At 66.5% G+C, this 22,017-nt stretch carries 24 protein-coding genes and 1 tRNA gene; 11 read left to right on the top strand and 14 right to left on the bottom strand.

What is annotated here, in order from left to right:
* Positions 1 to 38: 38 nt before the first annotated feature.
* Positions 39 to 1,238, bottom strand: coding sequence for a deoxyguanosinetriphosphate triphosphohydrolase (locus J2848_RS23310; protein WP_149232460.1), 1,200 nt, complete (start codon positions 1,236 to 1,238; stop codon positions 39 to 41).
* A gap of 192 nt (positions 1,239 to 1,430) precedes the next feature.
* On the opposite strand from J2848_RS23310, the gene erpA reads away from it, so the two are divergent.
* The 4 genes from erpA to J2848_RS23290 all read left to right on the top strand — a co-directional run bounded on the left by erpA (position 1,431) and on the right by J2848_RS23290 (position 3,498).
* Positions 1,431 to 1,787: an iron-sulfur cluster insertion protein ErpA gene (gene erpA, locus J2848_RS23305; RefSeq protein WP_149232461.1), complete on the top strand. Its 357-nt coding sequence runs from the start codon at positions 1,431 to 1,433 to the stop codon at positions 1,785 to 1,787.
* Between the two features lie 62 nt (positions 1,788 to 1,849).
* Positions 1,850 to 2,623, top strand: coding sequence for an exodeoxyribonuclease III (locus J2848_RS23300; RefSeq protein WP_149232462.1), 774 nt, complete (start codon positions 1,850 to 1,852; stop codon positions 2,621 to 2,623).
* 141 nt (positions 2,624 to 2,764) lie between these two features.
* Positions 2,765 to 3,337: a hypothetical protein gene (locus tag J2848_RS23295; protein WP_149232463.1), complete on the top strand. Its 573-nt coding sequence runs from the start codon at positions 2,765 to 2,767 to the stop codon at positions 3,335 to 3,337.
* A gap of 71 nt (positions 3,338 to 3,408) precedes the next feature.
* Positions 3,409 to 3,498: transfer RNA gene (locus J2848_RS23290), tRNA-Ser, on the top strand.
* 66 nt (positions 3,499 to 3,564) lie between these two features.
* Here J2848_RS23290 and J2848_RS23285 read toward each other — a convergent pair.
* From J2848_RS23285 to J2848_RS23275, 3 genes are all read right to left on the bottom strand, one after another.
* Positions 3,565 to 4,134: a hypothetical protein gene (locus J2848_RS23285; protein ID WP_149232464.1), complete on the bottom strand. Its 570-nt coding sequence runs from the start codon at positions 4,132 to 4,134 to the stop codon at positions 3,565 to 3,567.
* Between the two features lie 342 nt (positions 4,135 to 4,476).
* Positions 4,477 to 4,785 (bottom strand): type II toxin-antitoxin system RelE/ParE family toxin, encoded by a 309-nt coding sequence (locus J2848_RS23280; RefSeq protein ID WP_211103193.1) that lies wholly within the window; start codon positions 4,783 to 4,785, stop codon positions 4,477 to 4,479.
* Positions 4,782 to 5,030: a CopG family ribbon-helix-helix protein gene (locus J2848_RS23275; RefSeq protein ID WP_149232465.1), complete on the bottom strand. Its 249-nt coding sequence runs from the start codon at positions 5,028 to 5,030 to the stop codon at positions 4,782 to 4,784. The genes J2848_RS23280 and J2848_RS23275 overlap by 4 nt, the downstream gene beginning before the upstream one ends.
* 217 nt (positions 5,031 to 5,247) lie before the next feature.
* Between J2848_RS23275 and pepN the strand changes: the two genes are divergently transcribed.
* Positions 5,248 to 7,917 (top strand): aminopeptidase N, encoded by a 2,670-nt coding sequence (gene pepN / locus J2848_RS23270; protein ID WP_149232467.1) that lies wholly within the window; start codon positions 5,248 to 5,250, stop codon positions 7,915 to 7,917.
* A 108-nt stretch (positions 7,918 to 8,025) separates the two neighbouring features.
* Here pepN and J2848_RS23265 read toward each other — a convergent pair whose 3' ends face one another.
* From J2848_RS23265 to J2848_RS23255, 3 genes are all read right to left on the bottom strand, one after another.
* On the bottom strand, positions 8,026 to 8,406 hold the full coding sequence (locus J2848_RS23265) for a c-type cytochrome (RefSeq protein ID WP_149232468.1): 381 nt from the start codon (positions 8,404 to 8,406) through the stop codon (positions 8,026 to 8,028).
* 129 nt (positions 8,407 to 8,535) lie between these two features.
* On the bottom strand, positions 8,536 to 9,240 hold the full coding sequence (locus tag J2848_RS23260) for an SRPBCC family protein (RefSeq protein WP_149232469.1): 705 nt from the start codon (positions 9,238 to 9,240) through the stop codon (positions 8,536 to 8,538).
* Positions 9,241 to 9,398: 158 nt separating this feature from the next.
* Positions 9,399 to 9,857, bottom strand: coding sequence for a hypothetical protein (locus J2848_RS23255; protein WP_149232470.1), 459 nt, complete (start codon positions 9,855 to 9,857; stop codon positions 9,399 to 9,401).
* 211 nt (positions 9,858 to 10,068) lie between these two features.
* Here J2848_RS23255 and folK point away from each other — a divergent pair, with 211 nt between their 5' ends.
* The 3 genes from folK (at position 10,069) to J2848_RS23240 (ending at position 11,551) form a co-directional block, all read left to right on the top strand.
* A complete protein-coding gene (gene folK, locus J2848_RS23250) occupies positions 10,069 to 10,602 on the top strand; it encodes a 2-amino-4-hydroxy-6-hydroxymethyldihydropteridine diphosphokinase (protein ID WP_149232471.1) in 534 nt (177 codons plus the stop codon).
* An 88-nt stretch (positions 10,603 to 10,690) separates the two neighbouring features.
* Positions 10,691 to 11,098 (top strand): tunnelling fold family protein, encoded by a 408-nt coding sequence (locus tag J2848_RS23245; RefSeq protein WP_246193967.1) that lies wholly within the window; start codon positions 10,691 to 10,693, stop codon positions 11,096 to 11,098.
* A gap of 294 nt (positions 11,099 to 11,392) precedes the next feature.
* Positions 11,393 to 11,551 (top strand): hypothetical protein, encoded by a 159-nt coding sequence (locus tag J2848_RS23240; protein WP_170307099.1) that lies wholly within the window; start codon positions 11,393 to 11,395, stop codon positions 11,549 to 11,551.
* Between the two features lie 147 nt (positions 11,552 to 11,698).
* Here J2848_RS23240 and J2848_RS23235 read toward each other — a convergent pair whose 3' ends face one another.
* From J2848_RS23235 to J2848_RS23215, 5 genes are all read right to left on the bottom strand, one after another.
* Complete coding sequence (locus tag J2848_RS23235; protein ID WP_149232472.1) at positions 11,699 to 12,079, bottom strand: response regulator; 381 nt, start codon at positions 12,077 to 12,079, stop codon at positions 11,699 to 11,701.
* Between the two features lie 16 nt (positions 12,080 to 12,095).
* On the bottom strand, positions 12,096 to 15,227 hold the full coding sequence (locus tag J2848_RS23230; protein WP_149232473.1) for an efflux RND transporter permease subunit: 3,132 nt from the start codon (positions 15,225 to 15,227) through the stop codon (positions 12,096 to 12,098).
* A 4-nt stretch (positions 15,228 to 15,231) separates the two neighbouring features.
* Positions 15,232 to 16,401: an efflux RND transporter periplasmic adaptor subunit gene (locus tag J2848_RS23225; RefSeq protein WP_149232474.1), complete on the bottom strand. Its 1,170-nt coding sequence runs from the start codon at positions 16,399 to 16,401 to the stop codon at positions 15,232 to 15,234.
* Between the two features lie 103 nt (positions 16,402 to 16,504).
* On the bottom strand, positions 16,505 to 16,858 hold the full coding sequence (locus J2848_RS23220; RefSeq protein WP_246193968.1) for a hypothetical protein: 354 nt from the start codon (positions 16,856 to 16,858) through the stop codon (positions 16,505 to 16,507).
* Positions 16,859 to 16,953: 95 nt separating this feature from the next.
* Positions 16,954 to 17,829 (bottom strand): glycosyltransferase family 2 protein, encoded by an 876-nt coding sequence (locus tag J2848_RS23215; RefSeq protein WP_149232475.1) that lies wholly within the window; start codon positions 17,827 to 17,829, stop codon positions 16,954 to 16,956.
* Between the two features lie 411 nt (positions 17,830 to 18,240).
* Between J2848_RS23215 and J2848_RS23210 the strand changes: the two genes are divergently transcribed.
* Positions 18,241 to 18,867 (top strand): ATP-dependent Clp protease proteolytic subunit, encoded by a 627-nt coding sequence (locus J2848_RS23210; protein ID WP_149232476.1) that lies wholly within the window; start codon positions 18,241 to 18,243, stop codon positions 18,865 to 18,867.
* Between the two features lie 101 nt (positions 18,868 to 18,968).
* Here the strand turns inward: J2848_RS23210 and J2848_RS23205 are convergent, their stop codons facing one another.
* Positions 18,969 to 19,265, bottom strand: coding sequence for a hypothetical protein (locus tag J2848_RS23205; protein WP_149232477.1), 297 nt, complete (start codon positions 19,263 to 19,265; stop codon positions 18,969 to 18,971).
* A gap of 62 nt (positions 19,266 to 19,327) precedes the next feature.
* Positions 19,328 to 20,491 (bottom strand): OpgC family protein, encoded by a 1,164-nt coding sequence (locus J2848_RS23200; RefSeq protein WP_149232478.1) that lies wholly within the window; start codon positions 20,489 to 20,491, stop codon positions 19,328 to 19,330.
* A 292-nt stretch (positions 20,492 to 20,783) separates the two neighbouring features.
* Between J2848_RS23200 and J2848_RS23195 the strand changes: the two genes are divergently transcribed.
* On the top strand, positions 20,784 to 21,644 hold the full coding sequence (locus J2848_RS23195) for a DUF2243 domain-containing protein (protein ID WP_246193969.1): 861 nt from the start codon (positions 20,784 to 20,786) through the stop codon (positions 21,642 to 21,644).
* A 13-nt stretch (positions 21,645 to 21,657) separates the two neighbouring features.
* Positions 21,658 to 22,005, top strand: coding sequence for a hypothetical protein (locus J2848_RS23190; protein WP_149232480.1), 348 nt, complete (start codon positions 21,658 to 21,660; stop codon positions 22,003 to 22,005).
* Positions 22,006 to 22,017: the final 12 nt, after the last annotated feature.

Here is a 22,017-nt window from a genome sequence, read left to right as displayed (position 1 = left end):
GGAGGTCACAGGAGCCTCGCGGCTCAGGTCTTCACGCGTCAGGTCTTTACATGCAGGTCGAACAGCCGGTCATGTTCGGCCAGCGCGTAGCGGTCGGTCATGCCGGCGATATAGTCGGCCACATGGCGGGCGCGCACCGCAAGATCGGCGTCGCCGCCAGCCTTGGCGATGTCGCGCTGCCATTCGGTCGGCAGAGTGTTGGATTCGTCCATGAACAGCTGGAACAGGGCGCGCACCACGCGCTTGCACTTGCTCATCTCGCGGTTCACGCGATAGTGCCGGTACATGCGCTGGCGCAGGAAGGCGCGCAGCGGCCGCTGCGCCTCCAGCATCCCGTCGGAAAAGCTGACCATCGCCAGCGGCAGGGCGCGCAGTTCCGCCGCACTGCCCGGCTTGTGTTCCGCCAGCCGCCGCCGCGTCTCCGTCACCAGATCGACGACCATCGCGTTGATCATCCGCCGCACCGTCTCGTGGATCAGGCGCGAACGCTCCAGCCCCGGATAGCGGTCGCAGACCTCGCGGACCAGCGGGCCGACCAGCGGCAGCTCCGCCACCTCATCCACCGTGAACAGACCGGCGCGCAGCCCGTCGTCGATGTCGTGGTTGTTATAGGCGATGTCGTCGGCCAGCGCCGCCACCTGCGCCTCGACCCCTGGATTGGTGTGCAGCTCCAGATCCCAGTCGTCCTGGAAGGCGGTGATCGTGGTCGGCAGGCGGTGGCCGGGACGTAGCGGCAGCAGCGGGCCGTTGTGCTTGACCACGCCCTCCAGCGCTTCCCAGGTCAGGTTCAGCCCGTCGAACTCGGCATAGCGCCGCTCCAGCCGCGTCAGGATGCGCAGGGTCTGGTCGTTGTGGGCGAAGCCGCCGAACGGCTCCATGCAGGCGTTCAGCGCCTCTTCCCCGGCATGGCCGAACGGCGTGTGGCCGAGGTCGTGGGCCAGCGCCACCGCCTCCGCCAGATCCTCGTTCAGGCCCAGCGTGCGGCTGATGGAGCGCGCGATCTGCGCCACCTCCAGGCTGTGGGTCAGCCGGGTGCGGTAATAGTCGCCCTCGTGATAGACGAAGACCTGCGTCTTGTGCTTCAGCCGGCGGAAAGCCCCGGAATGCACGATGCGGTCGCGGTCGCGCTGGAAGCACGAGCGCGTCGGGCTTTCCGGCTCCGCCACCAGCCGCCCGCGCGTGTCCGCCGGGTTGCAGGCATAGGGAGCCAGCCGATCGTGGGAACAGTCCGCCGTCATGGGGCGGACACTACCGGCGGGGAATGGCAGGTGCAACGGCGAAGGCGTGCTATGCCCGGCACCCGGGGCCAGCCGGCGGATGAGCGTGCCAGATACGCAACGCTTTCTCGCAACGGTGCCCATACTTTGACGAAGCCGGCGATCCCCCTTACATTTGTGGCAACTCCCGCACCGCACCAGAGGGGCCACCCCATGCCCGACACCGCACTTCCCACCGAAACCCGCGTCCTCGGCGTCAGCGAAAGCGCCGCCAGGCGCGTCGCCTTCCTGATCGAGCAGGAGGGCAATCCCAACCTGATGCTGCGCCTGACCGTGTCCGGCGGCGGCTGCTCCGGCTTCCAGTACGGCTTCACCTTCGACGAGACCGCGACCGACGAGGACCATGTCTTCGAGAAGGACGGCACGAAGGTGGTCACCGACGACGCCTCGCTCGACCTGCTGGCCGGCGCGACGCTGGATTATGTCGAGGACCTGATGGGCGCCGCCTTCCAGATCAAGAACCCGAACGCCACCGCCTCCTGCGGCTGCGGCAACTCGTTCGCGGTATAAGGCCGCGGTATAAGGCCGCGGTCTGAGACCAGAAGAACAAGAAGAGAAGGCAGGCCTTTTTCGTGAAGATCGCCACCTGGAACGTCAACTCGGCGAAGGCCCGCCTTCCGCTGATCACCGACTGGCTGCGCACGGCGTCCCCCGACGTCGTGCTCTTCCAGGAAATCAAATGCGAGACCGCCGCCTTCCCCGCCGCGGCGTTCGAGGAACTCGGCTACCACGTCAATGCGGTCGGGCAGAAGGCCTACAACGGCGTAGCATTGCTGTCGAAGACACCGGCGGAGGACGTGCTGACCCGCTTGCCGGGAGAGCCGGAGGACGAGCAGGCCCGCTATGTCGAGGCCACAGTGTCCGGCGTGCGCATCGCCTCGCTCTACCTGCCCAACGGCAACCCGGTGCCGGGCGAGAAGTTCGCCTACAAGCTGCGCTGGATGGACCGGCTGTACGACCATGCCCGCGGCCTGCTGGCGCGGGAAATCCCGGTGGTGCTGGGCGGCGACTACAACATCATCCCGGAGGCGCGCGACGTCTTCTCGCCGCAGGCCTTTGCCGGCGACGCCCTGTTCCGGCCGGAGTCGAAAGCCAAGTTCCGTGCCCTGCTGAATCTCGGCCTGACCGAGGCCTACCGCGCCCTGCATGACGACGACCGCGCCTATACCTTCTGGGATTATCAGGCCGGCAGCTGGCCGCGCGACAACGGCCTGCGCATCGACCATTTCCTGCTGTCGCCCCAGGCCGCCGACCGTCTGGCCGGCTGCACCATCGACCGCGGCCCGCGCGGGCTGGAAAAGGCGTCCGACCACACCCCGGTCATCCTGGAACTGCGCGACGCCTGACCGATACGGGAACGCCGCCGGAAACTGTGGTCATGGAAAGTCTGTGACAAAAGCATTTTGTTAAAAGTTTCGCTTCTAGGATGACCGCGCCGTCCGGCCGACAACCGGCGGCCATGGTCACCAGGGGAGCATAGAGCGGGCATGGCGTGGGGGCGCGACACCAACCGGGACCGGGTGAAGGCGCTGTTGGCGGCCTTGGAGCGTCAGGCGGCCGAGGCGTCCCGGCTTGCCGACCGTGCCCAGCGCGACATGAGCGATGACCGCTTTGCCTCCTTCCTCGACTTCCGCCGCAAGGTGGAGGAAATCCGCGCCCTGTTCGCCCTGACCGAGGAGCATCTGCAAGGCGTCGACGAGTCGCGTCTCAGCGACCTGCGCGCCGAGTTCGAGCGCATGGATTTGCTGCTGACCCGCATGCTGACACGGACGATGCGCAACTATTTCTCCGGCATGCGTGACGATCAGGTGCTGCCCATCGGCGCCCGCGAGCTGTTCGAGCCGGAACTGCGCAGCATCGACCAGACCCGCGCCCGCCTGCTGAGCCCCCGCTATGCCGACCGCGTGGCCCCGGAGGTCCTGGACGACCTGGACGCGACGGCCGAGATGATCCGCAAGACCATCGCCCGCGCCCCCACCCTGCCCGACTTCTCCGACAGCCCCAGCCCGCCGAAACCGACCCGCCGCCTGCGCACGCTGGGCCGCCCGATCCGGAACTGAGGAGCAAATCGCGGCATCTTGCGCGCAAGACTTGACCCGCCGCGACGCATTCGCTACTCCCGTGGGCCGAGGGAAGAGTGGCCGAGTGGTTTAAGGCAACGGTCTTGAAAACCGTCGTGGGTTCACGCCCACCGTGGGTTCGAATCCCACCTCTTCCGCCAAATTTTCAAAGCGAGCCTTGTACCGCAGAGGTAAGCGCATCCCAAAAAGGGATGCGCATTATAATCCTACATCTGCCCAAGAATCTCGCGCGAGCGGTCGCGATATTCCGCTTCCGTGATCAATTTCTGCTTTTTCAGAGCAGACAGATCTTTCAATTTGGCTTCTGCATCTTCCTTGCTCAGCCGGGGCGCGGTGGCCGGGCTCATGACCAGCGGGCTGCCTTGTGAAGCGCCGCCAGTGGGGACGTTTCCGGCAGGCGGAGCCAGAACCACCGACACGCTCGACGGATAAACATAGGCAGCACCAGATCCCATATCGACCGCAGCGCCAATGATTCCACCAGCAATGATATTACCAAACGCAGCACCCGCCGTGCTCGACGTTACGGAAGTCGATCCCTTTGATCCGTCACCATGCTCGCAGGCTACGGTCAAGTCGCCATAGGCTTTCGTAACGGTGGTGGACCCAGGCGTCTTCGGAATTGTCCAATTGCCCTTCTCATTCGAGAGTTTGCATTCGGCACCATCTTTCGACGGCGTGTTGACGGCAACGGACTGCGTCGTACCCGCGGTGATGGATGCACAGCCGGTGACCGCCAGAGCTCCTAACATGGCCACAAAAACCGTATGCTTCACAAATACCCCCAATCAATGTGCAGCAGCCCCGTCCCTTATCGGAGCTTGAACGCCTATCGTTCTACGCAACCGCCGGATCATGAATAGGCAATAGGAGGTTGTCTATAGATAGATTTTCTAGTGCTCTAGATTGTTTCAATTTGTAGCATATTCCTTCAATGGAGTAATCGTGCGCACGATTTCCATTGCAGAACGGATGGGCGCTTGTCAACACTTGAAGTATATATAAACGCCAGTTCTAAAAAAATTCGCGCGTTGTTCTATAAGAAAGACCATTGATCAGAATGACTTCTACAATGATGGAGACAAAAAAGATCTATGGGAGAACCAAACAGATTTATCCTACAGTTTTCTTGCAACATGTGGCGGCCACAGCATCGCCGTGTGAATAACCCTCAATACGGTGACGATATTATCTCGCCGTATACCGTCATTATACACGATTATGTATGGTAATCCCGAAACAACCAACTCGCGCGTCCCGAACACACGGCCCGGCCGCCCGATTTCCGGCAGTTGTTTCAATCGTGCCACCGCATCCAACAGACGCCGACCGGTCCGCTCGGCCGCAGTGGGGTTGGCTTGCGCAATACGATCGCAAATCGCATTGAAATCCCGCGCTGCTGGACGTGTCCAGCGCGGTCCAATCATGGACTGCTGCCGAATTTCGTTGTGAAGGCAGTCTCAACATCCCGGTGATCGATCACGTCACCGGCGTCCAAAGCCTCCACCCCCTCTTGGACCGCAGCAGCGAATCGTTCCTCCGACTCGACCAACAGCCGGACGGCATGCTCGATTAACTGGTCTCGCGTTCCGCCCTGCCGGTCGGCGAGCCGTTGCAGGCTTGCCAACAGCTCTTCATTGATTTCGGTGTCTACGCGAACCGTCTTGCCCATGTGCCACCTCCGCCTTCGATCCTACCGTTTCGAGCAGCGCGCCGCCAGCGTCAGCCCACCTCCATTCCCACCCCCATTCCCACCCCCATTCCCACCCCCAATCCCACCCCCAATCCCACCGGCGACAGCCCGCCCCCGCCTTGCTACAGTCCTTGTCCCTCGGACCTGTCCCGAACGGCTTGATCCGCAAGACAGACACAGACCAGAGACAAGGCACATGGACAAAGGCACGCCGAAGGCCATCCGGCTTCAGGACTATCGCCCGCCGGCGCATCTGATCGACACGGTCGACCTGTTCGTCGACCTGGGCGAGGATGTCACCACCGTCCGCGCGGTGCTCGCGATCCGCCGCAACCCCGACCGTCCGGAGGCGGCGACGGAGCCGCTGTCGCTCGACGGGCAGAGACTGGATCTGGTGTCGGTGGCGCTGGACGGCCGGACGCTGGGGCCGGACGAATACACCGTCACCCCCGATCACCTGATCGTGCTGGAGGTGCCGGACCGTTACACGCTGGAAACCGTCGTCCGCATCAAGCCGCAGGAGAACACGGCGCTGGAAGGGCTCTACAAGTCCTCCGGCAACTTCTGCACCCAGTGCGAGGCCGAGGGATTCCGCAAGATCACCTATTTCGCCGACCGGCCGGACGTGATGGCGCGCTACAGCACCACCATCACCGCGGACAAGGCGCGCTATCCGGTGCTGCTGTCCAACGGCAACCTCGCCGCTTCCGGCGATCTGGAGGGCGGCCGCCACTGGGCGCGCTGGGAGGACCCCTTCCCCAAGCCCTGCTACCTGTTCGCGCTGGTCGCCGGCAGCCTCGTCCATGGCGAGGACCGTTTCCGCACCGCGTCCGGCCGCGACGTCACCCTGCGCATCTATGTCGAGCCGGGGAACGAGGACAAGATCGACCACGCCATGCGCTCGCTGATCAAGTCGATGCGCTGGGATGAAGAGGTCTATGGTCTGGAATACGACCTCGACATCTTCAACATCGTCGCGGTCGGCGACTTCAACATGGGGGCGATGGAAAACAAGTCGCTCAACGTCTTCAACACCAAATACATCCTGGCCAAGCCGGAAACCGCGACCGACACCGATTTCCTCAACATCGAGGCGGTGGTCGCGCACGAGTATTTCCACAACTGGACCGGCAACCGCGTCACCTGCCGCGACTGGTTCCAGCTGTCGCTGAAGGAAGGGCTGACCGTCTTCCGCGACCAGGAATTCTCGTCCGACATGCATTCCCGCGCGGTGAAGCGCATCGCCGACGTCCAGGGGCTGCGCACCGTGCAGTTCCAGGAGGATGCCGGCGCCATGGCCCATCCGGTGCGCCCGGACAGCTATGTCGAGATCAACAACTTCTACACCCCCACCGTCTACAACAAGGGTGCGGAAGTCATCCGCATGATCCACACCCTGCTGGGGCCGGAGAAGTACCGCAAGGGCACCGACCTCTATTTCCAGCGCCATGACGGCCAGGCGGTGACCTGCGACGATTTCGTCGCCGCCATGGCCGATGCCAGCGGCGTCGACCTGACCCAGTTCCAGCTGTGGTATCGCCAGTCCGGCACGCCGGAACTCGACATCACCGGCAGCCACGACCCGGCGGCCAAGACCTTCACCCTGACGGTCAGGCAGACGGTGCCGCCGACGCCGGGCCAGCCGACCAAGCAGCCGATGCACATCCCGCTGGTCGTCGGCCTGCTCGGCCCCGACGGGCAGGACCTGCCGCTGCGCCTAGAGAATGAAGGCGAGGGCGAGGAGGCCGCCGCCGGCACCAGCCGCATCCTGCATGTGAAGGCGGAAAGCCAGAGCTTCACCTTCCGCGATATCCCGGCCCGGCCGGTGCCGTCGCTGCTGCGCGGCTTCTCCGCCCCGGTGAAGCTGAAGACCGACCTGACCGACGCCGACCTCACCTTCCTGATGGCGCACGACAGCGACGCCTTCAACCGGTGGGAGGCCGGACAGATTCTCGGCACCCGCATCCTGCTCGGCCTCGTCGCCGACCAGCAGGCCGGCCGCGCCCTGGTGCTGCCGGAGGGCTATGCCGACGCCTTCGCCAGGATCCTGGAGGATGCGGAGCGCGATCGCGCCTTCGCCGCCCAGGCGCTGGTGCTGCCGACGGAGGCCTATCTCGGCACGCAGATGGCGGTGGTCGATCCCGACGCCATCCACACGGTACGGGAATTCGCGCGCAAGATTCTGGCCGGGCGGCTGCGGGCGCAGTTCCTCGACCTCTACCGCCGCAACAGCAGCCAGGAGCCCTTCTCCGTCGATGCCGAAGCCATCGGCAAGCGGTCGCTGAAGAACCTCTGCCTCGCCTATCTGATGGCGCTGGAGGATGCGGAGGCGCTCGACCTCTGCCTGACGCAGTACCGCACCGCCAAGGGCATGACCGACGAGATCGCGGCCTTGCAGTTCCTGTCCAATGCCGCCTCGCCGGACGGGGAGACGGCGCTGGCCGACTTCTACGACCGCTGGAAGGGCGAGGCGCTGGTGGTCGACAAGTGGTTCAGCGTGCAGGCGATGTCGCACCGCGCCGACACGCTGGACCGCGTCACCGCCCTGCTCGGCCATCCGGCCTTCGAGATCCGGAACCCGAACAAGGTCTATGCGCTGATCGGCGGCTTCGCCAATGGCAACCCGGTCCGCTTCCATGACGCGAGTGGCGCCGGCTACCGTTTCCTCGCCGATCAGGTGCTGCGCCTGGACCCGATGAATCCGCAGGTTGCGGCTCGTCTGATGGGTCCCTTCTCCCGCCTGCGGCGCTATGACGCGGCCCGCCAGGGGCTGATGAAGGCCGAATTGCAGCGGATCGTCGCCACGCCGGGCCTGTCGCCCGACGTCTACGAGGTCGCCAGCAAGAGCCTGGAGGCCGCCGGCTGAGACTCGGAACCAAAGGACTACGCCCAAAAGCAAGGGGCCGGTGGCATCGCCACCGGCCCTTTCGCCGTCCGCAGGCTCCCCCGGCCGCCGGACCGGAGGACCGCGGTCTTACTTCTGCTCGGACAGGAAGGCGATCAGGTCGGCGCGCTTGGCGTCGTCCTTCAGGCCAGCGAAGGCCATGGTGCCGCCCGGGACGATTTCCTTCGGCGCCTTGATGTAGGCGTCCAGGTTCTCGGCGGTCCAGACCAGGCCACCGGCGCCCTTTTCCTTCATCGGGGCGGAATACTTGAAGCCTTCGATCGAGCCGGCCGGACGGCCGACGACGCCGAACAGCGACGGGCCGACCTTGTTCTTGCCCTGCTCGGCGGTGTGGCAGGCCATGCAGACCTTGAAAACATCCTTGCCGGCGGCGGCATCGGCCGCCTGGGCGGCACCGGCACCCATCACGACCGCGGCGATGGCGGCAACGCCCATCAACAGCTTCTTCATTCTTCGGCTTCCCTTCCGATGGTTCCACCGGCCGACGGCGCCGACCGGAATCGCGCGGCAGCATACACATTCCGAAAGAGTGTCAAATCCCTTTGATGCAGCCGTACGACCAATGAACAATTTGCCACGCTAATTCATCCAGGCAAGCGACGCGAGCAGGACCACAACCACAAGAAGTGCAGCCCACGGCACGTAGAAATTGCCGCCGCCAACGCCAGCCCCGCGCCCGATCGGCAGCGGCAACGGGATTTCCGGCGGCGGTTCCGCCACACGGGCCGCGGGCTTCGCCGCAGGGCCGGCGGCCGGCGTGGGGTCGGAGTAAACGGCGGGCCGGACTACCGGCTGAGGTGCCGCTTCTGCCGGAGCCGCTTCGACGGGGACAGCTTCGGCGGGCGCCGGACCGACGATCTGGGTGAAGCGGGCGAAGAACTCCTCCGCCATCTTGCGGGCGGTGGCGTCGACCAGCCGCGAACCGATCTGCGCCAGCTTGCCGCCGACCTGGGCCTTGGCGGTGTAGGTCAGCAGCGTGGCGCCGCCATCGTCGGACAGCGCCACGGTGGCGCCGCCCTTGCCGAAGCCGGCGGCCCCGCCCGACCCTTCGCCGGTGATGGTGTAGCCGTTGGGCGGGTCCAGGTCCGACAGGGTGACCTTGCCGGCGAATTTGGCGCTGACCGGGCCGACCTTGGCGACGACCCTGGCCGTCATCTCGGTGTCGGATTGCCGGACCACCTCCTCACAGCCGGGGATGCACTGGCGCAGGATCTCCGGATCGTTCAGCGCCGCCCACACCGCCTCGCGGCTGGCCTCGATCCGGTGGCTTCCGCTCATATCCATGGTTCGTGGTTCCTCCAACCCTTATGGCAACCCTGATGCGGCCCTTTGCGGGCGTCTCCGTGCCCTGGCTTGCGGCCGGGGTTATGGTTGAGAATATGGCATAACGAGGTGCTGCGACAGCCCCGGCCGCCTCATCTCAAAGTCTTACCCGCGGGCACTTACCCGCGCGGCGCCATGCAGTTGCTGACGATCGGCGTGCAGGCGGACAGCGAGGCGCCGGCCGGGTAGCTGACCTGCTCCACCGTGCCGCGCGGGCCGATCACCATCGTCGCCTCGCATCCGGGCGAGGTGCTGCCGCCGACCGGCACGCCGAAGCCGAGGCCGAGCCCCACCCCACCGCTGCCGCCGAAACTGCCGGCCCCGATGCCGATGCTGCTGCCTGGGCTGTAGGCCACCGCCGGGTGGGCGACATAGGTGTAGTATTCGCGCCCCGACGCCGTCGCCTGCCGGTCCGGCACACCGGCGCAGGCCAGCAGGTCGGCCTTGGGCATGCCGACCATGGCGGTCTGGGCGCGGCGCGCCACCTCCGGATCGGGGCCGGTGGCGCAGCCGGCAAGGATGCCGGCGGTGCCGCCGAGAAGGATCATCGCAGCGCCAACGGACCTTGCCCTACGCATCTCTCGTCCTCCACCAGAATATCGTGTCATCGCCGGGTTCTTCTCAACCGGTTGATATAGTGCTGAAACCCCGCCGCTGCCCGTCCGTTCCCGAACGGGCCGGGGCGGCCCGAAAGGGTGACCCAACAGCGATGGGCCGCTGACGGGCGGGTCCGGATTTGCTAGGAGTTCCGCCATCTGTCCATACCAGCATATCGGGACCGCCGACGCCATGGCCGAGCTTACGCCCCCCCCTTCGCCCTCATCCTCCCCGGCCGTGACGGTCTATCTCGCGCTCGGCGGCAACATGGGCGACCGCGCCGCCAACCTCGCCGAGGCGATCCGGCGGCTGGGCGAGGCGGTGGAGATCGACGCGCAGTCCGCCCTGTACGAGACGGCGCCGATGTATGTGACCGACCAGCCGGCCTTCCTGAACATGGCGGTGCGCGGCACCACCCGCCTGGACCCTGCGGCTTTGCTGCGTTTCCTGAAGGGGATCGAGGAGTCTCTCGGCCGCGATCTCGGCGGCCTGCGCTTCGGCCCGCGTCCGATCGACGTCGACATCCTGCTCTATGCCGACCGCGTGGTGACGGAGCCGGAGCTGGAAATCCCGCATCCCCGCATGGCGGAGCGCGCCTTCGTCCTGTGCCCGCTGGCCGACATCGCCGCCGGCATCGTCCACCCGGTTCTGAACCGGCGGATCGACGCGCTGTGCGACGCGGTCCCCGGCCGCGAGACCGTCGTCCGCATCGCCGAGACGCTGTGATTGGGCGCGGTGGCATGCCGCCGCCGCACCGCTTATAGTGCCAGCCTGAACGCAGCGCCGGCGCCCGCGCGCCGGCCGGGAGAGTGTGTTGTCGGACGATAGCGTGAAACGGACCATGCTGGTCCAGCCGGGCGGCGCACCGCTCACCTACACCATCCTGGTGCGCGGATTCGCCGCCACCGTGGCGCTCGCCGGCCGCACCGACCGGCCGGAGGTCCGCTTCGACCTGACCCTGACCGTCACCCACCCCGGCCCCGGCTTTCCCGACGACATCGCCGCGGTGATGTCTTACGAGGATATCGTCGAAGACTTGCGGCGCCTTTGTGGCGAATGCGATGTACCAAGCGCCGATTATTTGGCCGACCGAGCCACGGACCTTTGTCTTTCCCATGCCAAGGTGCGGCGGGTTCAGGTCGACGTGACGATTCCGGCGCTCGACTCGGGCGGTCCAACGGCTGGCGCCAGCCTGACGCGCGCACGGCCGGGACAGGCCTGAACGCCGCAGCGCGACGCGGCACGCCATAATACTGCAATACACAAAGATATAGCGGCTGTTGACAAAAGGACGGGTGACAATAGCACTCCGTCTGAGTTATGGTCGCCCTATTGTATTTCAGACCCACAATCCGGACCGAAGGGGGTATATCCCCGGAGGCGATCCGGAAACCGAAAGCCGAGACGAGCGCGCAGCAGGGATTAGGCCAATCGCCATTGCCGGCTTCGACCGTCCGCCGATCCCCCTTCCGGGATGGCAACGGCACCCGGAGGCCGGACACAAAGGGAGGGACGCATGGACCGCAACACGACGCCGACCCTTTCCGAACTGCTCGAAGATCCGATCGTGATCGCCGTGATGGCGCGCGATGGGATCAGCCCCGACAGCGTCCAGCAGCTTTTCGAGCGCCTGCGCCGGAACCGCCGAGTACAGGAAGAACGGCTCGCCGCCTGACTTGCGGACGCTCTGACCCAGGCGTCGCAGACGCCCCAACACAGGTGCCGGATAAAGCCCGGTCAGACATCTTCGGCTGAACCCCTTTCTGTGAAGCGCCGCTTTCCCTGGAGAGCGGCGCTTCGCGATTCCGGGGAAAGCGGCGCCTCACTCCTCCAGAACCGCGCGCACGACCTCCATCACCTCGGTCGGGGTGAAAGGCTTGCGCAGGGTGCGGTGCGCGCCGAGCGCCTCGGCCACCGGCAGCACGTCGAGCGAGGCGCGGGCGCCGCCGCCGGAAATGGCGATGATCTTCAGCGACGGCGCACCGCGCCGCAGCTCCATGATCGTCGCCAGCCCTTCCTGATTCGGCATGAAGATGTCGGTGATCACGAGGTCCAGCGGGCTGTCGGCCGGGCGGTCGCGGAACCGCTCCATCCCCTCCACTCCGTCGCGGGCGCCGACCGCCTCATGGCCGGCCATCGTCAGCGTGCGCAGCAGCACCGCACGGGCGACGTCGTCGTCATCGATGATCAGCACGCTCGCCATGGCGCCGGTCCCTTCCTTACTCCGCCGGGTGGGGCACGCCATGGGCTTGCCCACCGGCCGCCTGCCCCACCTCCGCAGCCTCATCCTGCATCGGCTTCTTGCGGGCAAGATAGCTGTAAACCGTCGGCACGACGAACAGAGTCAGCAGCGTGCCCAGCGTCATGCCGCCGACGATGACGGCGCCGATGGCCTGCCGGCTTTCCGCACCCGCTCCCTTGGCGTAGGCGAGCGGCACCGCACCCAGCACCATGGCGCCGGTGGTCATCAGGATCGGGCGCAGGCGCAGCACGGCCGCCTCCTCCACTGCCTTGCGGATGTCCGTCCCGGCGCGCTGGAGCTGGTTGGCGAACTCCACGATCAGGATGCCGTGCTTGGTGATCAGCCCGACCAGGGTGACGAGGCCGATCTGGCTATAGACGTTCATCGTCCCGCCGCTCATCTGCAAGGCGGCCAGCGCGCCGGTCATCGACAGCGGCACCGTCAGCATGATGACGAAGGGGTCGATGAAGCTCTCGAACTGCGCCGCCAGCACCAGATAGATGAAGGCCAGCGCCAGGATGAAGACGAAGTAGAGTCCGGTCGCCGATTCGCGGAACTCGCGGCTCTGGCCGGCATAGTCGGTCTGGGCGGTGGCCGGCAGCACCTTGTTCGCCGCCGCCTGCATCACCGCCAGCGCCTCGCCCAGCGAGGTACCCGGCGCCAGTGTCGCGGTGATGGTGGCGGAGCGCAGCTTGTTGAAGTGGTTCAGCTCCTTGGGCGCCACCCGCTCCTCCACCTTCACCAAGTTGGCGAGCGAGATCATCTGGCCCCCAATGGATTGATTGGCACCTCCGCTGGCGCTGGTCCCGCCACGCACATAAATGCTGGCAATGTCGTCGGGGTTGCGGCGGTCGACGTTGGCGACCTGGACGATCACATCATACTGCTTGCCGTCCTTCTTGAAGCGCGTCACCTGCCGGCCGCCCAGCAGGGTCTCCAGCGTGCGGCCGACGGTGTCGACATCCACCCCCAGGTCGGCCGCCTTGTCGCGGTCCAGCGACACCCGCAGTTCCGGCTTGTTCAGCTTCAAATCGGTGTCGAGGTTGGTCAGGCCGGGGAAGTTGCGGGCCTCCGCCATCATGGCGTTGACCATCGCCTGCAACTCCTCGAAAGGCAGGGAGGTCTGGATGACGAAATTCACCGGCTTGTCGATCGGGCTCTGGCCCAGCGACGGCGGGTTGGTGACGAAGCCCAGGATGCCGGGGATGCCGAACATCTTGGGGAACAGCTGGGCGGTGATCGCCTGCTGTTTCACCTCGCGCTCGTCCCAGTCGATCAGGCGGACGAAGGCGATGCCCTGGTTCACCACCGGGAAGCCGACGACGACGAAGAACTTCTCCAGCACCGGGATCTGGCGGAACAGCGCCTCCATCCGCTGGGCATAGCCCATGGTGTAGTCCAGCGTGGAGCCTTCCGGCGCGATGGCGATGCCGACGATGGTCCCGCGGTCCTCGACCGGCGACAGCTCCGACTTCAGGCCGGTGAACAGGAAATAGCTGGCGGCGGCGACGCCGAGCCCGATCAGCAGCACCAGCGGCCTTGCCCGCAAGGACAGGCGCAGCAGCCGGCGGTAGCCGTTGGTCATCCCCTCCAGGAACCGCTCTATGGCGCGGTAGAGCAGGCCGTGCTTCGTCTCGTGCTTCAGCAGCTTGGAGCACATCATCGGCGACAGCGTCAGCGCGACGAAGCCGGACACGATCACCGCCCCGGCCAGCGTCAGCGCGAATTCGGTGAACAGCCGCCCGGTGCGCCCGGTCATGAAGCCGATGGGGGCGTACACCGCCGCCAGCGTGATGGTCATGGCGATGACGGCGAAGCCGATCTCGCGCGACCCCTTCAACGCCGCCTGGAAGGGGGCCATCCCCTCTTCCACATAGCGGAAGATGTTCTCCAGCATGACGATGGCGTCGTCGACGACGAGGCCGATCGCCAGCACCATCGACAGCAGCGTCAGCGTGTTGATCGAGAAGCCCAGCGCGTACATCAGGGCGAAGCCGCCGATCAGCGACACCGGGATGGTCACCAGCGGCACCAGCGTCGCCCGCAGCGAGCGCAGGAAGAAGAAGATGACCAGAACGACCAGGATGATCGCTTCGAAGATGGTGTGGAACACCGCGTCGATCGACTTGGCGATGAAGACGGAGCTGTCGTAACCGACATCCACCCCCATGCCTTCGGGCACCGCCGCGCGGATCTTGGGCAGCGCGTCGTTGACCGCCTTCGAGACGTCCAGCGGGTTGGCGGTGGACTGCTTCACCACGCCGATGGCGACGGCGCCGCGGCCGTTGAAGCGGGCGCTGACCCGTTCGTCCAGCGCCCCCAGCTCCGCCCGGCCGACGTCGCGTAGCCGGACCAGATAGCCCGCATCGTCGCGCAGGATGATGTTCTCGAACTCGGCCGGATTGCGCAGATCGGTTTCCGAAACCACGGTGAATTCCCGCGCCACGCTCTCGACGCGGCCGGCCGGGATCTCGACATTCTGCTTGCGCAGCGCGTTCTCGACATCCTGCGGCGTCACCCGGTAGGCGGCCATCCGCTGCGGGTCGAGCCACAGCCGCATGGCGAAGCGGCGTTCGCCGAAGATGCGCACCTGGGCAACGCCGGGCAGGTTCTGCAAGCGGTCCTTGACGTAGCGGTCGGCGAAGTCGGTCACCTCCAGCGGCGAATGCCGGTCGGAGGAGAAGGCGAGATAGATGATCGGCTGGGCATCGGCCTCCACCTTGGCGATCACCGGCTCGTCGATCTCGCTGGGAAGCTGGGCGCGGACGCGGCCCACCCGGTCGCGCACGTCGCTGGCGGCGACATCGACGTTGCGGTCCAGCCGGAAGCGCAGGGTGATCTGCGACTTCTCCGCCCGGCTGATCGAGGACATCACGTCGATGCCCTCGATGCCGGCGAGGCTGTCCTCCAGCGTCTGGGTGACCTGGCTTTCGATGATCTGGGCCGAGGCGCCCTTGTAGGTCGTCTCCACCGTGACGACCGGCTCGTCGATCTTGGGATATTCGCGGACCGACAGGCGCTGGTACGACACGATGCCGATCAGCATCAGGGCGAGGCTCATCACCGTCGCCAGGACGGGACGGCGGACGGAAATGTCGGACAGGATCATGGATTTAGCTCCCCGACGATGAGCTGGGGGCCGGCTTGCTGGGCAGCACGGTGACGGGAACGCCGTCGCGGATCTTGAGCTGACCGGCGGTGACCACCATGTCGCCGGGGGCTAGGCCCTTGGCGATCTCCACCTCCGCATTGCGGCGCTCGCCCAGCGTGACGCGGGTCTGCGCCACCTTGCCGTCGACCACCTTGAAGACGAACTGGTCCTTGCCGAAGGCGACGATGGCCTGTTCGGGGATCAACACCGCGTCCGGCACCGTGGTCAGCGTCAGCGACACGCGGGCGAACAGGCCGGGGCGCAGCGAGCCGTCGGGGTTCGGCACGCGGGCGCGGATCGCCAGCGCGCGGCCGTTCACATCGACCAGCGGGTCGATGGCGTAGACGGTGCCCTCGAAGCTGCGCCCGCCGAAGGCGTCCACCGCCACCTTCACCGTCTGGCCGACCTTCACCGCGGGCAGGAACATCTCCGGCACGCGGAAGTCCAGCTTCAGCGTGTCGATGTCCTCAAGGTTGACGATGTCCTTGCCGGCCTGGACGAAGTCGCCGACCGACGCCTTGCGCAGCCCCAGCACCCCGTCGAAGGGCGCGGCGATCACCTGTTTGTCGAGCTGGGCCTTGGCCAGCTGCACCGCCGCCTCGTCGGCCAGCAGCTTGGCGGAGGCCTGTTCCCGGTTGCGCAACGGGCCGGTGTTCTGGCGGACCAGCTGGTCGGCGCGCGACAACTCGGCACGGGAAAAGGCGATGCTCGCCTGCGCCTGGGCCAGGGTGGCGCGGGCGATGGCGTCGTCCAGCCGCACCAGCACAGTGCCTTTGGTGACGCGCTGCCCTTCCTTGAAGGCGATCTCGCTGATGCGGCCGGCGATCTCCGGCCGGACCACCACCGATTCGTTGGACAGCAGGGAACCAACGGCGGTCACCGTCCGCTCGACCACGCCAACCCGGACCTGGGCGGCCTCCACCGGCATCGGCGGGGCACCGCCGGGCGGCTTGGCTCCCCCGGAGGCACCGCCAGAGGCGCCCCCTTGGGCCGGCGTCCCACCGGACAGAACACCGTTCACCATCGCGGTCAGCCCGGCGACGGTCCCACCCTGCTTCACGAAATACCAGTAGGCCCCGCCGGCGAGTGCCGCCAGGACGAGGAGTGCAGCGATGCGAAGCGTGTGGCGCATGGGACCGGGATCCGGACGGGTTTCGGTTTGCCGCAGTGCAACCGATGGAGGCAGCGGGCAAACTGAACTATATCGTTCAGTTCACATCCGGAGTCGAGAAGGTTCAGCGAACCGAACCGTCCAGGACGGCCGCATTTTGACGGTCGTCATTCTCCTGTGGCTTTCCGGTCTCTAGCTTGCCCGCCCGCATCGGCACCGTCCGGCCGCCGCACAGCGTCACCCACAGATCGGCTGTCCCGCCGGGCACCACCGGGCCATCGCCATCCATGCGCCTCACCTCGCCACCGTCGAGATCCAGCCCGGGGGCGCAGCAGGGCGACTCGCCGGCCGCAACCAGGGCGCGGACCCGGCCATTCTCGATCCGGATATCGCGTAATCCGTCGTGAACCCGCGCATTCTTCAGCCAGAACTTCCCATTGGCGGGGATGCGGGCGAGGCAGCAGGTCGGGGCGCTCATGGATTTTACCCGTGTCCGATCCGGCGATGTGCAACGCACCAAAGCTGACACAAAATGGTAAAGCAAAACCAGCGGGAGCTTGGTCTCTTACGGGTTTACCCCTCCCCCAGCGCCAGGAACTCCTGGAAATTGGCGCAGCGGCCGGCCTTGAAGGCGGCTTCATAGGCGGCGTTGCGGGCGCGCTTGGCGGCGATGGCCTGGGTGAAGGCTTCGCGAAGCCCCTGGTCGCGGATCCCCAGCCCGTCGCCGGCCAACCGGTCCAGCACATGGCGGTAACAGCGCTCCGCCCGCTCCCCGCTGTCGGCGGAAAAGGTGATGGAGCCGGCGCGCTGGCGGTATTCATAGAAGGGTGTCGCCAACAGCGGCACCGGACCGGTGGCGTCGAGCACCCGCACATTGAAGACCACGTCGTCGCAGAAATTCACGTCCTCGTCCCAGCCCGGCACCAGATCGCGCCGCACCACCGGGAACATCGGCACGGAGGTCGCCAGGAACCGCTCGCCGTCCAGCAGGGCCGGGGCCTGCTCGTCCTCATACAGGCGCAGGAGGGGCGAATCGTCCTCGTCACGCACCACCGCGACATTGTCGAAGGCGGCGCCATGGGCCAGCGCCAGCGGTGCCAACGCGGACAGCCGGCCGGGGCGGAAACGGTCGTCGGCGTCCAGCGGCGCCACCAGCCCCCGCCGTGCCGCCGCCAGACCGGCGTTGCGCGCGGCCGGCGCCCCGGCGCCCACGCGGCCGGTTCCGGTGAAGACCAGCCGCGGGTCGTCGATCCCGGCGGCCAGCAGCGTCGGACGATAGTCGGTGCCATCGTCGCTGACGATCACCGCCTCCCACGCCGTCCAGTCCTGCTCCAGCAGGCTTCGCACCGCGCGGACGATGGTGCCGTGGGCGCGGTGGGCCGCGATGATGACCGACACACCGGTCAATGCGGCGTCGGCCCCACCCTGTTCCGTTCCAGTCCCGCCCATTCCGCCGCTCTCCCAACCCACTCGCGGGCAGGAGTTTGGCTGCGGGACGCGAACGGCGTCAATGCTCCGGCCCGGATTTCCAACCGCCCCTTACCCGCGCCACCGCCGCGTGGTAGGAAGGATCGTCGTGTCTGCAATGTCGGAGGACAGCCTCGTGTTCAGCGTGTGGAACAGCGGAACATCTCCGGAAAACTGTTGCACGCTGTTTCATAGGTTCCATCCGGCCGCGGCCCGACCCTTCGATTTTGGCCCGCCGGACGTTGAACATGAAGCCCGGACGGGCTATGTGGTGAAGCAGGCAAGGCGCATGCGGCAGCGGGACAGCAGTCGGGGCATTCCTCCGGCAGCGCATCCCAATCCCGGTACCCCGCTTCCGATACCCCGCTTCCGATACCAGGGAGAAGAACATCAATGGCGCAGGTCGGATACACCCGGTTCGACGACGAACCCGAAAAGGAACCGGACGAGAAGTCGAAGGAAAGCGCCCAGCCGCAGTTCGCCGCCGTGCAGCAGAGCCTGTTCAAGGCGCGCACGGTCCTGATCTTCGGTCAGATCGACATGAAGCTGGCGCAGGTCGTGTCGGCCCAGCTGCTGGCGCTCGCGCATGAGAGCGACGACGACATCACTGTCGTGGTCAACTCGCCGGGCGGCCATGTCGAGGCGGGCGACACCATCCACGACATGATCCGCTTCATCAAGCCGCGGGTGAAGATGCTGGGCACGGGCTGGGTCGCCAGCGCCGGCTGCCACATCTATCTGGCGGCGAACAAGGAAGACCGTTTCTGCCTGCCCAACACCCGCTTCCTGATCCACCAGCCGCTGGGCGGAACGGGCGGTCGGGCGACGGACATCGCCATCGAGGCGAAGGAAATCATCCGGATGCGCGAGCGTCTGAACAAGATCATCGCGCGTGAAACCGGGCAGCCGTTCGAAAAGGTCGCCAAGGACACCGACCGCAACTACTGGATGCTGGCCGACGAGGCCAAGGAATACGGCATCGTCAGCCACGTCATCGACACGATGGACGAGCTGAAGTAACGGTTGGGACTGGTTTGTACGAAAAAAGGGCCTTTCCTCCGGGTGGAGGAAAGGCCCTTTTTGTTTTGGATGGATGCACAGGGTCTGAAGCAGCTGCCCCCTCAGACCGATAGGTTCAGCAGAGATCCGCGCTGCTGGTAGCCCTGGGCATTCACCCGGGCGCCGAGCGCGCCGGCGGTGGTGTCGACCGACTGGTTGCCCTGGGTGGCGGTTCGGGCGTCGCGGGTCTGGTCGGACTTGCCGGCCGCCTGCGGGGCCACGGCGGTCTGCGTCCGCACCGCGGGTGCGGTCTGCTGTGCCGCCTGGACCGCCGGGGACATGGCGACCTGCGCCGCGGGCGTCAGCTGCGGGGTTGGCTTCAGCGTCTGGTAGGACGGTATGGCCGGGTTGAATTGCATGCCCAAATTATGCGCTCACCCGGCGCAGGATTCAAGCAGCCCAGCCGTAGCTCGCCCCGGACTCACGGTGTTTCCGGCATTGCCGTCGGCGGGACGGCAGGCTTCGACGGCTGCCGGCGGGTCCGCCGCCGCTCCAGCACCAGCGCCAGCGCCAGCAGGACGGCGATCCCGACCAGATTGACCGCCAGGACCATGAGAGCGCCATCCTCCGCCACCAGCAGGGCGGAACCGGCGATCGACAGCACCACGCCGACGCAGAAGACCGGCAGCGAATGCCGGCCGCAGGCGACCAGCAGCCGGGCGGGGGCGGAGCGCAGCCACGCCGCATCGCGCGGCACCAGCAGGGCCGCCGCGCAGACCAGCGCCAGGAAATGCAGGAGCCGCATCGGCCCCAGAGTGTCCTTGTCGGTCCAGGGGATCGTCTCCTCCGGCAGCCAGTTCCGCAGCGCTGCCGGCGCCAGCGCCTGGCCGATGTCGGAAGCCGCGAACTTCCACACCGCCATGCCGCCCAGCAGCGCCAGCACGACCGTCAGCAGCCAGCGCGACTGCGGCAGCCGGGCGCGCCCGCTGCGCACCACCAGCGCCAGGCTGGTGCCGAGGAAGAACACGCATTGCCAGGCCAGCGGGCTGAAGTTCCAGTCCTCGTCCCACAAATTGGGCGGTACCAGCCCCGGGGCCGCCTGGGCGATCAGATAGAGCAGAACCGACAGCGCGATCGCCGCAGAACCGAAGCGGGCATAGCTCCACAGGAACAGCGGCGCCACCGCCACCAGCAGGATGTAGAGCGCCAGGATGTCGAAGGCGAAGGGCAGATACATCAGCACCAGATGCCATGCCATCGCGGTGACCGGCGTGTCGAACAGCGGCGCGAAGCTCTGCAGGCGGTTGGATGCCTCCATCGGCAGATTGCCGACATGGACCGCGAAGGCCACCACCAGCGCGCTGACCAGCATGGTCAGGATGTTGGCCACCCAAAGCTGCCGGCAGCGGTCGAGCGCCTTGCGCTGGCAGGCCATGAATCCGCGCTCCGCCAGAACGGGACCGTAGGCCAGTGCGATGGCATAGCCGGAGATGAAGACGAAGATCTCGGCCGAATCCGACGGACCGAACCGGGCGGGCATCAGCTTCGCCAGCGGGTTTCCCCCGACGTGGTTGATGAAGATGACCAGAAGGGCCACGCCCTTGAAAAGATCGAGCCGTGCGTCGCGTGCCTGACGGTGCTGCATGCAGCCCTAGCCTCTCCTGCCGTGATGTCAGCAGACGAATCGCGGAAGCGCAGAACCACCACAGGTCCGGCACCGCCACGACGGATGTAGCCCGATCATGCTCAATTCCTCCGCCCGACTGTCCAACGCGATGGGGGAATCCTTCCAACGCGGCGCAGGGGGGAAAAGCGTTAAACCCTTCTCGGGAGGGCTGTGGCAACCAACCCGTAATCGGAAGGCCCCAGGAACCGCAGAGGGATGGTCCTGTTTCGGATTCCGGGGCCCCCTTTGCGACCCGTGGAGAACCCGCCCGATGACCGCCGCCGATCCTCTGCCGCCGCCCCTTCCCATGTCGGATATCCAGCAAGGACCGGGGCGGGCACTGCTTCCGGGCGTATTCAGCCTGGGCTTCGCGTTGGGCGGGTTCTTCGACGGGATCCTGCTGCACCAGATCCTGCAATGGCACCATCTGCTGTCCGGCCTCGCCAGCCCGGCCTATGCCGACATCACCGTCCAGATCCTGGCCGACGGGCTGTTCCACACCCTGATGTATCTGATTGCCGCCCTGGGGCTTTGGCTTCTGTGGCGCGGGCGCGCGGGACTGACCCATGTCGGGGGGCGCAGGCTGATGGGGTGGGCACTGCTGGGCTTCGGCGCTTGGCATATCCTGGACGGGCTGCTGTCGCACTGGCTGCTCGGCCTGCACCGCATCCGCATGGATGTGGAGAACAGGCTGTTCTGGGATCTGCTGTGGTTCTTCGTCTTCGGCGTCGCGGTGATGCTGGCCGGATGGCTGCTGACGCGGGGGGAGAGCGGAGCAGCAGGCGGAAGCAGCGGCAGGCGACGCGCAGCGGTGCCGGTGCTGCTGACGCTCGCCGTCGGGGTCGCGGGGGCGGTCGCCACACTGCCGCCGCCGGGCGTCACCACCGCTCTGGTGCTGTTTCGTCCGGGCACCACCGCCGGTGAGGCGCTGGCGGCGCTGGCCTCCGTCGATGGCCGGACAGTGTGGAGCGACCCCAGCGGCCGGCTCTGGGCCGTCGACTTGCCTGATGGTGGCAGCGCGCTCGACCTCTATCAGGGGGGCGCGCTGCTGGTCAGCAACGGCGTGGTCCCGGCCGGCTGCCTGGACTGGTTCAGGCCCGCTCCCGGACAGGGCGGAAGGGCCGCGCTTTAGGCGGCGCAAAGGGATGAGCACGGAAGAACACGCAGGCTCCGCTTCCGGCCCGGCGTGGAGCGACGCGGCGACCGGCAGCCGGGCCCCGGTGCCGGCATCGCGCAAAAAGCCTGCCTCTGCAACGGTCAGCGCCATTCACCACCACATATCGGGCGAACAGAGCGGGGCAATGGCGGAGTATTACTCCGGCCGAGGCTTCGTTTGCGTCATGGTGAAGGGCGCCGGCGGAAAATCCTGGGGCGACGTCAGGGAACAAGAAGGCCCGCTGCTGATTGTTCATCACATGACCCAGCTGTCGCTTGCCGTGCGGCAGGACAGTACAGGCCGCACCGGGCGGCGGGTCGCCAACATCGAATCGTAATCGAGAAGGATG

Origin of the sequence: Azospirillum lipoferum, assembly GCF_024170005.1 — a bacterium.
Classification (GTDB): domain Bacteria; phylum Pseudomonadota; class Alphaproteobacteria; order Azospirillales; family Azospirillaceae; genus Azospirillum; species Azospirillum lipoferum.
Note: the sequence above shows the minus strand (reverse complement) of the source record. Positions and strands in the feature narration are given on the sequence as shown.